Annotated in this window: 15 protein-coding genes; 10 read left to right on the top strand and 5 right to left on the bottom strand. The window is 63.6% G+C overall.

Annotated elements, in window-relative coordinates:
* Positions 1-94 precede the first annotated feature (94 nt).
* From HFP57_RS00720 to HFP57_RS00705, 4 genes are all read right to left on the bottom strand, one after another.
* Entirely contained in the window at positions 95-1,120 is a 1,026-nt protein-coding gene (locus HFP57_RS00720; protein ID WP_176867973.1) for a glycosyltransferase family 4 protein, read from the bottom strand.
* Between the two features lie 15 nt (positions 1,121-1,135).
* Positions 1,136-2,002, bottom strand: coding sequence for a UDP-2,3-diacylglucosamine diphosphatase (locus tag HFP57_RS00715; RefSeq protein ID WP_176867972.1), 867 nt, complete (start codon positions 2,000-2,002; stop codon positions 1,136-1,138).
* A gap of 107 nt (positions 2,003-2,109) precedes the next feature.
* Complete coding sequence (locus HFP57_RS00710; RefSeq protein ID WP_176867971.1) at positions 2,110-2,730, bottom strand: glutathione S-transferase family protein; 621 nt, start codon at positions 2,728-2,730, stop codon at positions 2,110-2,112.
* Positions 2,730-3,728: an NAD(P)H-quinone oxidoreductase gene (locus HFP57_RS00705; RefSeq protein WP_176867970.1), complete on the bottom strand. Its 999-nt coding sequence runs from the start codon at positions 3,726-3,728 to the stop codon at positions 2,730-2,732. Before HFP57_RS00705 ends, HFP57_RS00710 begins: the two co-directional genes overlap by 1 nt.
* A 77-nt stretch (positions 3,729-3,805) precedes the next feature.
* Here HFP57_RS00705 and HFP57_RS00700 point away from each other — a divergent pair, with 77 nt between their 5' ends.
* The gene (locus HFP57_RS00700) at positions 3,806-4,003 is read left to right on the top strand and encodes a DUF1192 domain-containing protein (RefSeq protein WP_176867969.1); all 198 of its coding nucleotides are present in this window, start codon (positions 3,806-3,808) and stop codon (positions 4,001-4,003) included.
* 145 nt (positions 4,004-4,148) lie between these two features.
* On the top strand, positions 4,149-6,476 hold the full coding sequence (clpA, locus tag HFP57_RS00695) for an ATP-dependent Clp protease ATP-binding subunit ClpA (protein WP_176867968.1): 2,328 nt from the start codon (positions 4,149-4,151) through the stop codon (positions 6,474-6,476).
* A 189-nt stretch (positions 6,477-6,665) separates the two neighbouring features.
* Here the strand turns inward: clpA and HFP57_RS00690 are convergent, their stop codons facing one another.
* Positions 6,666-7,367, bottom strand: coding sequence for a winged helix-turn-helix transcriptional regulator (locus HFP57_RS00690; protein ID WP_176867967.1), 702 nt, complete (start codon positions 7,365-7,367; stop codon positions 6,666-6,668).
* 60 nt (positions 7,368-7,427) lie between these two features.
* Between HFP57_RS00690 and HFP57_RS00685 the strand changes: the two genes are divergently transcribed.
* The 8 genes from HFP57_RS00685 (at position 7,428) to HFP57_RS00650 (ending at position 14,099) form a co-directional block, all read left to right on the top strand.
* The gene (locus tag HFP57_RS00685; RefSeq protein WP_176867966.1) at positions 7,428-7,895 is read left to right on the top strand and encodes an SRPBCC family protein; all 468 of its coding nucleotides are present in this window, start codon (positions 7,428-7,430) and stop codon (positions 7,893-7,895) included.
* 58 nt (positions 7,896-7,953) lie between these two features.
* Positions 7,954-8,334, top strand: a complete 381-nt coding sequence (locus tag HFP57_RS00680) for a DUF1428 domain-containing protein (RefSeq protein ID WP_176867965.1) — start codon at positions 7,954-7,956, stop codon at positions 8,332-8,334.
* Between the two features lie 10 nt (positions 8,335-8,344).
* Complete coding sequence (locus tag HFP57_RS00675) at positions 8,345-9,049, top strand: DUF899 family protein (protein WP_176867964.1); 705 nt, start codon at positions 8,345-8,347, stop codon at positions 9,047-9,049.
* Positions 9,050-9,075: 26 nt separating this feature from the next.
* Positions 9,076-9,735 (top strand): glutathione S-transferase family protein, encoded by a 660-nt coding sequence (locus HFP57_RS00670; RefSeq protein WP_176867963.1) that lies wholly within the window; start codon positions 9,076-9,078, stop codon positions 9,733-9,735.
* Between the two features lie 11 nt (positions 9,736-9,746).
* Positions 9,747-10,526 (top strand): VOC family protein, encoded by a 780-nt coding sequence (locus tag HFP57_RS00665; protein ID WP_176867962.1) that lies wholly within the window; start codon positions 9,747-9,749, stop codon positions 10,524-10,526.
* Between the two features lie 22 nt (positions 10,527-10,548).
* Positions 10,549-11,031, top strand: a complete 483-nt coding sequence (locus HFP57_RS00660; protein ID WP_176867961.1) for a VOC family protein — start codon at positions 10,549-10,551, stop codon at positions 11,029-11,031.
* A gap of 126 nt (positions 11,032-11,157) precedes the next feature.
* Entirely contained in the window at positions 11,158-13,374 is a 2,217-nt protein-coding gene (locus HFP57_RS00655; protein WP_176867960.1) for a transglycosylase domain-containing protein, read from the top strand.
* An 80-nt stretch (positions 13,375-13,454) separates the two neighbouring features.
* The gene (locus tag HFP57_RS00650; RefSeq protein ID WP_176867959.1) at positions 13,455-14,099 is read left to right on the top strand and encodes a glutathione S-transferase family protein; all 645 of its coding nucleotides are present in this window, start codon (positions 13,455-13,457) and stop codon (positions 14,097-14,099) included.
* Positions 14,100-14,162: the final 63 nt, after the last annotated feature.

Below are 14,162 nucleotides of genomic sequence, written 5' to 3'. Positions count from 1 at the left end.
CGCCCCTGCGGGACGGCCGAACATGGTCTCTATCTAGGCGAGCGGCGCGCCAAGAGCAAGAGTGCAGCGCGATCGACGGGTTCGGGATCGGCGCCTAGGCAGCCCTGTCGAATTCGTGTCCGATCCGGACCAGCGCGGCCAGGAATTCCTTCGCGCTCCGTTGCCAGGTGAACGCCGCACCGTAGCGGGCGCACGCCTCCCGATCGCGCGTCAGAGCGCCCGCGATAGCGGTATCGAGATCGGGATCGAGACAGGCGACCCTGTCGGTCACGACATCGACCGGGCCCGCGACCGGATAGGCGGCGACGGGGGTTCCCGACGCCAGCGCCTCGATCATCACGAGCCCGAACGTATCGGTCCGGCTCGGAAAGACGAAGACGTCGGCGCCGGCATAGGCACCGGCCAGCGCTTTTCCCGACAAGGCGCCGAGGAAACGGGCGTCGGGATAACGGCTTTCGAGCGCGGCGCGCGCGGGGCCGTCACCGACGATCACTTTCGAACCCGGATGGCGGCTTTCGAGAAAGGCCTCGATATTCTTTTCGATCGCGACCCGGCCGACATAGAGCATGATCGGCCCCCGCCTATCGCGATAGGCGGGATGCGGCGGCGCATCGGGCGAGAAACTGCCGAGATCGACGCCCCTGCCCCATGGCGCGAGATGGGTGATGCCGTGGGCGCGCAGCTCGCGGCGGATCGATTCCGTCGCCGTCAGCACCGCGCTCGACGGCGCATGGAAGCGGCGCATCAGAGGCCAGATCCAGTCGGACGGAAGCCCCGTCCGCTTCGACACATAGTCCGGGAATTGCGTGTGATAGGCGGTGGTGAACGGATAACCGTTCCGCCGGCACCAGCGCCGCGCGGCGAAACCGAGCGGGCCTTCTGTTGCGATATGGATCGCATCGGGCGCGATCTCTGCCAGGGCCGTACCGAGCCGTTCGCCGGTCACGAGCGCCAGCCGGATTTCGGCATAGGTCGGACACGGGATCGAGGGGAACTGGTCGGGCGAAAGGATATGGACGTAATGCCCCATCTTCCGGAGTTCCGCGCCGACGGATTTCAGCGTGCGGACGACGCCGTTGACCTGCGGGTCCCAGGCATCGGTAACGATCGCTATGCGCATGGACGCTCTCCTATGTCAGGCGGCCGCCGGCATCCGGCGTTCGTCCGTATCCCGCGCGGCGATCTCGTCGGCCCAGTGGAGTATTTCCATCCGCCCGTCGAAATGCTCGACCAGCGCGGTGCAGCCCTCGACCCAGTCGCCGTCATTATAATATTCGACGCCCTCGATGGTGCGGATCTCCGCGGTATGGATATGGCCGCATACGACGCCGTCGACACCGCGCCGGCCGGCCTCCTCGGCAACGATCTCCTCGAATTTCGAGATGAACTCGACCGCGTTCTTCACCCTGTGCTTGGCGTGCTTCGAGAGCGACCAATAGGGCCGCCCCAACCACCCGCGGATCCCGTTGACCCAGCGGTTGAGCACCATCATCGCGGTATAGGCCATGTCGCCGAGATGGGCGAGCCAGCGATGCGAGAGCATGATCGCGTCGAACTCGTCGCCATGCAGGACGAGCAGGCGCCGGCCGTCGGCGGTCTCGTGGATCGCCTTGCGGCGGATTTCGACCTTCCCGAAATTCAGCCCGGTAAACTGCCGGAACATCTCGTCGTGATTGCCGGGAATATAGACGATCCGCGTGCCGCGCCGCGCCCGCTTCAGCACCCGCCAGATCACGTCATTATGCTCGGGCGGCCAGTAGAATTTCTTCTTCATCCGCCAGCCGTCGATAATGTCGCCGACCAGATACATTGTCTCGCTGTCGACACTGTCGAGAAAGTCGATCAGCAGCTCGCTATTGCAGCCCTTGGTCCCGAGATGGATGTCGGACACCCAGATCGTACGGTATCGCTTGCGCCGGCAATCGGGCTCGGGTCCCGACAGACGCTTGTCCGTCAGGTTGAAGATCGCTGCGTCTTTGAGGAAATCCTGCGGTGCATCCATGACGAACCCCTTGTCCGTTGCTCCGCCTGGAAGCCTATGACGTTTTATTGTTACAGCTAAGCGACGGAGCCGGGGTTTTTGTTGCTCTGCACAAACGGGCGGACGCGTCAGGAATCCATTGGCACATGGCGCGGCAGGGCGGCGACGCGTTCAAGCCAGCGGCCGAGCGCGGGCCAGCGGGCAAGGTCGAAACCGCCTTCTTCAGCGACATGGGTGTAGGCGTAGAGCGCGATATCGGCGAGGCTGAAGCCCGATTTCAGCATGAAATCCCGATCCCGCAGATGCTCGTCCATCAGGGTCAGCGCGGCTTCGCCATTGGCGACCCGGGCTCGGATTCCCGCACGCTGCTCGTCGGTCAGATTATCGCGCCCCACGTAGAGATAGAGGAATCGCATCTCCGCGACAGCAGGCTCGTGCCGATGCTGCTCCCAGAACATCCAGCGCAGCATATCGGCATGGTCGAAGCTATCTTCGGGAATCAGCGAGCTCCCGTCGGCCAGCCAATGGCAGGCCGCATTGCTTTCAGGCAGGAACCGGTCGCCGATCTGAAGCACCGGTATCTTGCCATTGGCGTTGACGGTCGCAAGGAAGTCGACCGTACGCGTTTCGCCGTTCATGATGTCATAGGCGCGGCGCTCGAGCGGAATGCCGAGATGCGCGGCCGTCAGCCGGATCTTGTAGCAATTGCCGCTGCGCGCATCTTCATGGAGGATGAGCGGTTCGGCCATCAGACTTCCAGCACGATCTTGCCGATATGGTCGCCGGCTTCCATCCGCGCATGGGCGGCAGCCGCCTTGGCCAACGGGAAGCTCTTGTCCATGACCGGGCGCAGCTTGCCCTGTTCGACGAAGGGCCAGGCGTTGCGCTCGATCTCGTCGGCGAGCAGCCCCTTGAATTCCAAGGACCGCGCGCGAAGCGTCGATCCGGTCAGCGTCAGCCGCCGGCTCATCACCTGCGCCATGTTGATCGTCGCCTCGAGCCCGCCCTGCACGGCGATCGTCACATGGCGGCCATCCTCCTTCAGGCATTGCAGGTTGCGCGCGACATAATCGCCGGCGACCATGTCGATGACGATCTCGACACCCGCGCCGTCGGTGATCCGCTTTACCTCCTCGACGAAATCCCGGGTCTTGTAGTTGATCGCATGGGCCGCGCCGATCTTCTCCGCTGCCGCGCATTTCTCGTCGCTGCCGCAGGTCACGATCACGGTCAGGCCGAACAGCCTGCCCAGCATGATCGCCATCGATCCGATCCCGCTGGTGCCGCCATGAACGAGCGCGGTCTCGCCCTCGCGCGCATAGGCGCGTTCGAACAGATTGTGCCAGACGGTGAACAGCGTTTCGGGCAGCGCCGCCGCTTCCTTCAGCGACAGGCCGTCGGGAACCGGCAGGCATTGGGCGACGGGCGCCGCGCAATATTCGGCATAGCCGCCCCCCGCAACGAGCGCGCAGAGATGCTGGCCCATCAGCGCCGCATCGGCGCCCTCGCCCAGGCCGACGACCTCGCCGGCGATCTCCAGCCCCGGAATGGACGGCGCGCCCGGCGGCGGCGGATAGAAGCCCCGCCGCTGGACGATATCGGGGCGATTGACGCCCGCCGCGGCGACCTTCACCAGCACTTCGCCCGGCCCCGGTTCGGGCACCGGACGCGTGACGGACTGCAGGACCTCCGGTTCGCCCGGAGCTTCCATATCGACAGCGGTCATCTGGTCGGGCACGTCCGGCATGCTCGTCCCCCTTTTTTTGCCCCATGGAAACGCGCCGCCTTATTGACAGACGGGGGTCGAGGGTCAACGTTGGAGATATGGATTTGGACGAACTTTTCGCCAAAAAGCCCGGGGATCCGCTGACCCAGCTGTGCACCGAGGATCTCGACCCGCTGTCCGTAGAGGAACTGGAAACGCGGATCGCAGCGCTGGAGGGCGAAATCCAGAGGGTGCGCGCAAAAATCGACGGCGCGGTAAGCCATCGCAAAGCCGCGGACGAGATGTTCAAGCGATGATGCGCGCGGCCGAAATCTCGCTGCAACCGGCGAATTCCGGACCTTCCACCGTTGAAATTATTCCTTTTGTTAACTTTTCCGTTAACCATTCCCATATAGGATATACCGTGTCTCAGCTGTGTAGAGACCGGCAAGGAGTTAACTAATGCCCTCTTTTGCTCGTGAACTGGAACAGACGCTGCATAACGCGCTCGCGGAGGCCGCGAACCGCAAGCACGAATATGCAACGCTCGAACATCTGCTGCTCGCCCTGACCGACGACGATCACGCCGCGCAGGTGATGACGGCCTGCGGCGTCGAGATTTCCGAACTGCAGGAAGCGGTCGCCGTCTATCTCGATAACGAGCTCGAGGCGCTGCGCATCGACGGCACGACCGACCCCTCGCCGACCAGCGGTTTCCAGCGTGTCGTCCAGCGCGCGATCCTCCATGTGCAATCCTCGGGCCGCGACGAGGTAACCGGCGCCAATGTGCTGGTCGCCCTTTTCTCCGAGCGCGAAAGCTATGCCGTATATTTCCTCCAGCAGCAGGATATGAGCCGCCTCGATGCGGTCAGCTATATCTCGCATGGGGTCGGCAAGGGCGAAGCGATCAGCGACAGCCGCGAAATCAGCGGTACCGACGAGGAAGAACAGCCCGAACAGAAGACGGCCGGCAAGAAGAAGAGCGAGAGCGCGCTCAAGCAATTCTGCGTCAACCTGAACGAGAAAGCCGAGGCCGGGAAGATCGACCCGCTGATCGGCCGTAGCGTCGAGGTCGACCGGACCGTGCAGATCCTCTGCCGCCGTTCGAAGAACAATCCGCTCTATGTCGGCGAACCCGGCGTCGGCAAGACGGCCATCGCCGAAGGTCTGGCCCGGCGGATCGTCGAGGAGGACGTGCCGGACGTGCTGAAGCCCGCCGTGATCTATGCGCTCGATATGGGCGCGCTGCTCGCCGGGACGCGCTATCGCGGCGATTTCGAGGAGCGGCTGAAAGCGGTCGTCTCCGAACTCGAGAAGAAGCCCGATGCGATCCTCTTCATCGACGAGATTCACACGGTCATCGGAGCGGGTGCGACCTCGGGCGGCGCGATGGATGCGTCGAACCTGTTGAAACCGGCGCTCTCCAGCGGCGCGATCCGCTGCATCGGCTCGACGACGTACAAAGAGTTTCGCAACCATTTCGAGAAGGACCGGGCCCTGCTCCGGCGCTTCCAGAAGATCGATATCAACGAGCCGACGGTCGAGGATACGATCAAGATCCTCCAGGGCCTGCGGCCGCATTACGAAGAGCATCACAACGTCAAATATACGGCGGATGCAATCAAGGCGGCGGTGGAGCTCTCGTCGCGCTACATCAACGACCGCAAGCTGCCCGACAAGGCGATCGACGTAATCGACGAGACCGGCGCGAGCCAGATGCTCGTCGCGCCGTCCAAGCGCCGCAAGATGATCACGCCGAACGAGATCGAGAATGTGATCTCGATGATGGCGCGGATCCCGCCGAAGCAGGTTTCGAGCGACGACAAACAGGCGCTGGAATCGCTGGACACGGACCTGAAACGCGTCGTGTTCGGCCAGGATCTGGCGATCGAGACGCTGTCGTCCGCGATCAAGCTGAGTCGCGCGGGCCTGCGCGAACCGCACAAGCCGATCGGCAACTATCTGTTCACCGGCCCGACCGGCGTCGGCAAGACCGAGGTCGCGCGCCAGCTCTCCTCGATCATGGGCATTCCGCTCGAACGGTTCGACATGAGCGAGTATATGGAGCGGCACAGCGTGAGCCGTCTCATCGGCGCACCTCCGGGCTATGTCGGTTACGATCAGGGCGGCCTCTTGACCGATGCCGTCGACCAGCATCCGCATTGCGTGCTGCTGCTCGACGAGATCGAGAAAGCGCATCCGGACCTCTTTAACGTGCTCTTGCAGGTCATGGATAACGGCAAGCTCACCGATCATCACGGCAAGACGGTCGATTTCCGCAACGTCATCCTGATCATGACGACCAATGCGGGCGCCGCCGACATGGCGAGCGAGGGCATCGGCTTCGGCGATATCTCGAAAGAGGATGCGAGCGAGGAAGCGGTGAAGAAGATGTTCACCCCCGAGTTCCGCAACCGCCTCGATGCGATCGTGCCGTTCGGCTATCTGCCGCCGGCCGTGGTCGCGCGCGTCGTCGACAAGTTCATCCTCGAGCTCGAACTGCAGCTCGCCGACCGCGAAGTGCATATCAAGCTCGACGACGAGGCGAAGACCTGGCTCACCGAGCGCGGCTACGACAAGCTCTATGGCGCGCGCCCGATGGGCCGGCTGATCCAGGAGAAGGTCAAGCAGCCGCTCGCCGAGGAGCTGCTGTTCGGCAAGCTGGTCAATGGCGGCGAAGTGGATGTGACGGTGAAGGACGACGCGCTCGACTTCCAGCTCACGCCGGCGCCGCCCAAGCGCAAGCCGCCGAAAAAGAAGAAGAAAAAGGCGCCCGAACCCGAGGCGTAGAGATCACCAAAGGCGGGCGGCTTCCGGGCCGCCCGCTTCGCATCCGCGCTCGTTTCCAGCCATTGATTCAATAGCCGTCATTGCGAAGGCCGAAGGCCCGCGGCAATCCAGAACTGCAAACGTCCATGCCCGAAGCTCTGGATTGCTTCGCTTCGCTCGCAATGACAATCAGTTTGAGGCGATTGCGCCTCAGCCTATTTCAGGCAGTTTCTCGGGCAGCACGAACAGTTTTATAAACCGCTCGAAAAGTGCACGATCTCCGCGGACCGTCAGCAAGTTCTGGGCCTCCATATCCGCGAGCGCTTCGCCGCCATAGACGACCGCGGCAAGCATGGTCGCTTCGCCCGACACCCGCACCTCCCCGGTTGCCGGATCGCCGCGTTCGATATCGATCGCGCCGCCGTGCACATGCGCGACGAACGCATCCTCGCCGAGCCTGAACCCCAGCCGGGCATCCATCTCCCCTGCCCGTTCGGAATCGATCATCGTGCGGAACGACATCATGATCGACGCGGCGCTGAGCGGCAGGGTCGGATCATGTTCGGGGTGGCGGGTCGCCCAGCGGCCCAGCATCTGGACCATCGGTTCGGACTCATAGCCCCATTCGGTCAACTCGTAGACCTGGGCCGAGGCTGGCGGCGGCAGCCTGCGTTTGACGAGTATCCGGTTCTCCTCGAGCCTTTCGAGCCGCTGGGTCAGGATATTCGCGCTGATCCCGGGCAGCCCGGCGCGCAATTCGCCGAAACGCCGCGGCCCGAACATTAGCTCGCGGATAATCAGGATCGACCAGCGTTCGCCGATCAGGTCGAGCGCGAACGCCGTTCCGCACGCATCGTTATACCAGCGTTTTCGCTCGCTTCGACCCGCATTGGTTTCTTTTTGTAACTTCACAGTTGCTTTTTATAACCTCAAGATGCATTCAGATCAAACGGCGAGTCGCAGGAGAGGCCAATGACGACCGAGCAACCCATCGAACTGTCGGTCACCCGCCATATAGCCGCGCCGCCGGAAACGGTCTGGAAAATCATGACCGAACGGATGGAAGACTGGTGGTGCCCGAAACCCTGGCGGATGGAAATCGTCGAATGGGATTTTCGCCCCGGCGGGCGCAACGCGATGGTGATGAAGGGACCGGACGGCGAAGAATTTCCCGGCGACGGCATCTTCCTCGAAGTCACCACCAATCGCCGCTTCGCCTCGACCGATGCGATAACCGCCGGCCTCGTCCCGCAGGAGCCGTTCATGATCGGGATCTGGGAGATCAAGGCCGAAAATGGCGGCACGCGCTATACGGGCCGGGCGCGGCACTGGACCGAAAACGGCAGGAAACGCCATGAAGAAATGGGCTTCGAGGAGGGCTGGAACACGGTTGCCGACCAACTCGCCGCGCTGTGCGAGGAGGTGGCGGTCGACGCCTAGCGCCCGGACCGCCGCCTGACCCGAAAATGCAAACGAACGACGCTATGGGAGAGATAGGATGAGCTATGTTGACGGATTCGTGATTGCCTGCCCCAAGGGCAACAAGGACGCCTTTATTCGCCACGCCGAAACCGCGGATCAGGTCTTCATGGACCTGGGCGCAACCCGCATCCTCGAATGCTGGGGCGACGATGTATCCAAGGGGAAGACCACCGATTTCTTCCGCGCGGTGAAGGCCGAGGACGGCGAGGCCGTGATCTTTTCCTGGGTCGAATGGCCGGACAAGAAAACGCGCGACGCGGCGATGAAGAAGATGGAAGAGATGATGGAAAATCCGAGCGCCGACCCGCGCATGGACCCGGAAAAGAACCCGATGCCGTTCGACGGCAAGCGGCTGATTTTTGGCGGATTCACGCCCGTCGTGACGCTCGAGAAATAGGAGAGGCATTATGACAAACGGCACGCCGCTGGTTCCGGCCGCCGAACTGGCGGCGCGCAATCCGACCCGCTTCCCCAATGAGAGCGACGCCTATCGTGAGGCGCGCAACGCCTTGCTTGCCGAGGAAATCGAGCTGCGCCGCCATATCGAGCGCGTTTCCGAACAGCGTCGCGGACTGCCGCCGGGCGGCGAAGTGACCGGCGATTTCCGGTTCGAGAGCGCGGAGGGCTCGATCACCTTCGCCGAGCTGTTCGGGGACAGGGCCACGCTTATCGCCTACAGTTTCATGTACGGCCCGGAGCGCGAGCGGCCCTGCCCGATGTGCACGTCGCTGCTCGATTCCTGGGACGGCAATGCGCAGCATGTCGGGCGCCGGGCGGCGCTGGCGATCATCGCCCGTTCGCCGATCGAGCGTCTGCAGGCGTTCAAGGCGGAGCGCGGCTGGACCCATCTCGACTTCTATGCCGATATCAGCGGGGACTATACGCGCGCCTATGTCAGCGCAGACGATGCCGATATCCCGGCCTACAACGTCTTCACCCGCAAGGACAGCGTCATCCGGCATTTCTGGAGCGCCGAGATGTTCGCCGGGACGGCCGATCCGGGCCAGGATCCGCGCGGCGCGCCCGATATGGTGCCGCTCTGGACGATCCTCGACACCACCCCCGAGGGCCGCGGCACCGACTGGTATCCGCAGCTCGATTATCGCGCCTGACCGACTTTGTCTGGAGGGAGACCGACATGTCGAACCTCACCATCACCGCGTTCAAATGGGTGCCCGATTTCGCCCAGGGCTATGTCCGCGATCTCCGCCCGCGCTGGGCCTGCGAGGAACTGAGCCTTGCCTATGAAGAGCGGCTGATCGACGTCGACCCGCGGCCCGAAAGCCATTTCGCCGAACAGCCCTGGGGCCAGGTGCCCGTGCTCGACGATAATGGGATCAAATTGTTCGAAAGCGGCGCGATCCTGCTGCATCTCGCCGAGAAGGACGAGCGGCTGATGCCGCGCGATGCACAAGGCCGCGCCAGCACCTTGAGCTGGCTGTTCGCGGCGTTCAACAGCATCGAACCAATGGTGTTCGAGCTGAACGAAATCGACATATTTTCCAAGGACGAGGAATGGGCAAAACTGCGCCGTACGGGCTTGCTCGATTTTTTCGGGCAACGCCTGGATCGCCTCGTCGATGCGCTGGGCGACAAACCCTATCTGACCGGCACGTTCAGCGTGGCCGATATCGCCATGGCGACAACGCTCCGCGACACGGGTGATACCGATTTGATACCCGGCCGCCCCGCCCTCGCCGCCTATGTCGAGCGCTGCCTGGCGCGGCCCGGTTTCCGGAAGGCGCATGCCGATCAGCTGGCGGCATTCGCCCGCAACGCCCCCGAGCCCGTTTCGTAAGGAGAGACAGAATGCCCAACAAACATGGCGATTTCATCTGGTACGAACTGACAACGTCGGACGCCGAGGCTGCGAAGGATTTTTACGGCGCCGTTATCGGCTGGACATGGGAAACGTCGGAAGGTCAGCCCGACATGCCCTATCACCTCTTCTCCGCTGGCGAGACGCAGGTCGGCGGGATGATGGAGCTGTCGGACGAGATGAAACAGGGCGGTGCCCAGCCCTGCTGGCTCGGCTATATCGGCGTCGACGATGTCGACAAAAGCGCCGAAGCGATCAAGGCGGCCGGCGGCGCTGTGCATATCCCGCCCACCGATATTCCCGATGTCGGGCGCTTTGCGATGGTGACCGACCCGCAGGGCGCCTTCTTCTACATTATGCGAAGCGCCTCGGACGAGGAAAGCCACTCCTTCGCCGCGGCGGAAGCGCGCGACGGCCATTGCGCCTGGAACGAACTCATGACGAGCGATCGCGCCGCGGCGATGGAGTTCTACACGACCCAGTTCGGCTGGAAGAAGGACAGCGAAATGGATATGGGCCCGATGGGCGCCTATGAAATGCTGCGCCACGATTTCATGATCGGCGCAATGATGACTAAGCCGGACGAAGTTCCGATGTCCATGTGGACCTATTATTTCCGGGTGCCGGATATCGACGCGGCCACCCAGACCGTACGCGACAAGGGCGGCCGGGTCACACTCGAACCCGACGAGATACCGGGCGGCGAATTCCAGATGAACGGCATCGATCCGCAAGGCGCGCCCTTCGCGCTGGTCGGCGCACGCAAATAGCCCGCAACCAAGAGAATCCGGTATGACAGCCAAGAACACCATCTGCCTGTGGTATGAAGGCGATGCCGAGGAGGCCGCCCGCTTCTATGCCGAGACCTTTCCCGATAGCGAGGTCACCGGTATCCGGCGCGCGCCTGCCGACAACCCATCGACCAAGGAAGGCGATGTGCAGGTGGTCGAGTTCACGGTCTTCGGCATCCCCTGCATCGGCATCAATGGCGGGCCGGCGTTCACGCACAGCGAGGCCTTTTCCTTCCAGATCGCGACCGACGACCAGGAGGAGACGGACCGCTACTGGAATGCGATCGTCGGCAGTGGCGGCGAGGAGAGCATGTGCGGCTGGTGCAAGGACAAATGGGGCATTAGCTGGCAAATCACGCCCAAAATACTGACCGAGGCGATGTCGCAACCCGACACGGCGGCGGCCAAGCGCGCCTTCGAGGCGATGATGGAGATGCGGAAGCTCGACATCGCGACGATCGAGGCGGCTTTGGCGGACGGTTAACGCCGCCGGACCGGAAAACCATACAGCCCAGCTTCACAATCGGCCGCTAGAACTTCCCTTGGGTCGCGATCTGGGGCAGCACGGACTGGCGCATAGCCTTTTTGTGTAGTATATGACTAATACACTATGGCCGACTATGACGACCCGTTCCGGCGCAGAAGCTATGAAGAGCGCCACTCCCGGCTCATCGGGCCCTATGCGGACGATCCGGCGTTCGACCCCTATTATCGCAGCGATCCGCGCCGCGCGGCCGATCGCGATCCCTTCCGGCCGGTCGATCCCGACTATCCGGGCTATACCGAATATGCCCGCCAGCCCGGCTATCCGGACTATGCCGACTATCCGCCGGAACCACCCTATGACGACGATGGCGCGGCGCCGCCGCGTCCCAAACGCCGCTGGAAGATCCTCAAATGGGCCGCGCGCATCGCGCTCGGGCTGTTCGCCCTGCTCCTCGTCTGGCTGATCATCGCCGCACCGATCTCGCGCACGGCCGAACCGCTGGTGCCGCCGCCGATCGTGCTGACCGCGTCCAACGGCAACCCGATCGCCCGCATGGGGCCGGTCATGGATCGCCCGGTCCGTATCGCCGAGCTTCCCGATCATGTCATCCACGCCTTTCTGGCGATCGAGGACCGGCGGTTCGAGGATCATTGGGGAATCGATCCGCGCGGCATCGCCCGCGCCTTGTGGACCAACCTGACGTCCGACGCGACGCATGGCGGCAGCACGATCACCCAGCAACTCGCCAAGCTGACCTATCTCGAATCCGACCGGACGCTGTTCCGCAAGATCCAGGAAGTGCCGATCGCGCTCTGGCTCGAAATCTGGCTCAGCAAGGACGAGATACTCGAACGCTATCTGTCCAACGTCTATTTCGGGGACAATGTCTACGGCCTGCGCGCGGCCTCTCTCCACTATTTCTATCGCCATCCGGAGAATCTGACCCTGACCCAGGCGGCGATGCTGGCCGGGCTGGTAAAGGCGCCCTCCCGCCTCGCGCCGACCCGCAATCTTGAGGGCGCGCAGCAGCGCGAACGCGTCGTGCTCGCCGCGATGATCGATGCCGGATATCTGACGCAGGAGGAAGCGGACGCGGTCGATCTCGCAATCGTCGATCATCGCCCGCCCCCGCCCATGCCGCGCGGCAGCCATTTTGCCGAATGGGTGGTCGAGGAGGCCCGGGCGGCCCATGGCAGCGGCTATGAAAGCATCGAGGCGCAGACGACGCTCGATTGGGACCTCCAGGCACTGGCCGAACGGGCGACGCGAAACGGCGCCCCGTCCGGCGCGCAGGTCGCGCTTGTGGCGATGCGCACAAATGGCGAGGTCGTCGCGATGGTCGGCGGGCGCGACTATACGGCTTCGCCCTTCAACCGCGCGACCCAGGCGACGCGCCAGCCGGGATCGACGTTCAAGCTCATCGTCTATCTGGCGGCGCTGCAGAGCGGCATGACGCCCGAGACCATGGTCAACGACAGCCCGATCGAAACCGGCGAATACCGGCCGGAAAATCCCGGCGGCCGGTATCGCGGAGAGATCACGCTGCGCGAAGCGTTTGCGCATTCGAGCAATGTGGTCGCCGTGCGGCTCTACCAGCAGCTCGGCAGCGAGGCGATTGCGGAGGCCGCGCGCACGCTGGGGATCGAGCGTGAGTTTCCCGCCAATGCCAGCGTGGCGCTGGGCAGCGGCGAGATGACGCTGATCGAGCTCGTCTCGGCCTATGCGGCGGTGGCCAATGGCGAAGAACCGGTCGAGCCGCATGGTATCGAGCGGCCGCGGCGCGGCTTTTTGGAATGGCTGCTCGATCGCCGGCCCGTCCTTGCGGGACGCCATCGCGCCCAGCTGCTCGACATGCTCGAAACGGCGATCGACGAGGGAACGGGGACGGCGGCCCGGCTGGCGATTCCGGCCTTCGGCAAGACCGGGACGACGCAGGACAGCCGCGACGCCCTGTTCGTCGGCTTTGCCGGCGATCTCGTGGTCGGCGTGTGGATCGGCAATGATGACAACAGCCCGCTGGGCAATGCAAGCGGCGGCGGGGCGCCCGCGCGGATATGGCGGACGTTCATAAGCGGCGCAATCCCCGATGCCGCCCCGCGACCGCGCCCGAGGCGCGCGCCGCCGCCCGAAACGGCCGAACCCGAAAACCCCGATATCCGCGTCGACCCGGACGGCCGTATCGCAATCGATACGCAAATCGGCGGGGCCCGCATCACGATCAACGGGGACCGGATCGACGTCGAGCCGAGCGAGGAAACGCGCCGCCGGCTCGACGAGCTCGAACGGATCGGCGAGACGATCGAACGCGTGACCGAGGAAGAGGAACCGGCCAACCGCTAGCCGGCCTGTCGTCATTCCTGTGTCGCACCCGGTGCGCTATACTGCCTTCACCAGCCGTGACGCTCACCGGGAGACGGACGATGACCAGCCTGACATTCTACACCAACCCCATGTCGCGCGGACAGATTGCGCGCTGGGCGCTCGAGGAAACCGGCGCCGAGTACGAGCAGGTGCTGCTCGACTATGGAACGACGATGAAGGGCGAGGAGTATCTCGCGATCAATCCGATGGGGAAGGTTCCCGCGATCAAACATGGCGACAAGGTCGTCACCGAGGCCGCCGCGGTATGTGCCTATCTCGCCGATGCCTTTCCCGAGGCCGGCCTGGCGCCAACCGAGGACGAGCGCGCCGATTATTATCGCTGGATGTTCTTCGCGGCCGGGCCGTTGGAGAATGGCGTGATGATGCACTCGATCGGCTGGGACCCGACGGAGGAACAGGAACGAATGGTCGGCTATGGCAATTACGAACGCACTATCGACGTGTTGGAAGGCGCGTTGACCGGTCGCGATTACGTCTGCGGCGATCGTTTCACCATGGCCGATGTCTATCTCGGCAGCCAGGTCGATTGGGGCGTCGAATTCGGGACGATACCGAAACGCGATACCTTTGAAGCCTATGTCGAACGGCTACGCGCGCGCGACGCATATAAGCGCGCCAAGAAGATCGACAACGCGCTGATCGCCGAACAGCAGGCGCAGGCCAAACCCGAACCCGCCGCCTAGCGCGAGCTGGCGCTCGCCCACGAAAAAGGCCCGGCAGGTTTCCCCGCCGGGCCTCTTTTGCTC

This window comes from Parasphingopyxis algicola (genome assembly GCF_013378075.1).
Taxonomy (GTDB): domain Bacteria; phylum Pseudomonadota; class Alphaproteobacteria; order Sphingomonadales; family Sphingomonadaceae; genus Parasphingopyxis; species Parasphingopyxis algicola.
Note: the sequence above shows the minus strand (reverse complement) of the source record. Positions and strands in the feature narration are given on the sequence as shown.